General features: G+C 39.1%; 1 pseudogene. It reads right to left on the reverse strand.

The window, feature by feature from the left end:
• Positions 1-647, reverse strand: a pseudogene (locus tag ACFINL_RS09820) (hypothetical protein); the annotation flags it as partial.

The raw sequence follows: 647 nt of genomic DNA on the forward strand, positions 1-647 counted from the left end.
TTGTACCACCACCTAAAAACTTCGCAACATCTCCAGAGAGGGTATGAATTTGTCCACCATTAATGGCATCACGTGAATCCTTGGCAATACTGCCAACAGCTACATTATGGAGAGCAACGGCTTTTGCTTCCTTACCTTTCCCTAACGTCACACTTTCATAATTAATGGTGTTTTCTTTATCTGTATTTTTATCATAATGAACAACTGCTGATTCATCAGACTGAAGATTATCAGAAAGGTCTTTTAAACCCTTATCAAGTTGGCCTTTATTAACCGCTTCATTGTTATTGGTCGCTTCCTTCACACCGGAAATAACACGATCAGCACCACTCTTATCGGCAATATTGATTGTAGCGCCATCTGTCTCCGCACCAATCTTGATAGTCTTGCTGTCTTTATCCTGTTTAACTAGGTTATCACCTACAACCTTGTTAATCTCTTTTTTTACATTTGTAATAGAAGTACCTACACCCTCAAAGGCAGAAGCTACATCAGTATAGCTTTTATCTTCTGCAGTGCCATCTTCCTTAACGGTCTTAACCTTGAAAGTGGGATCTGTCCATTCACCATCCTTATACTTAGCATCACCACCAAAATATTTCGCTGTATGCTCAGCAACTGTAGTAACATTTTTATTGGTGGTAAAA

Source organism: Bartonella sp. AA78NXGY, assembly GCF_042197005.1.
GTDB lineage: Bacteria > Pseudomonadota > Alphaproteobacteria > Rhizobiales > Rhizobiaceae > Bartonella.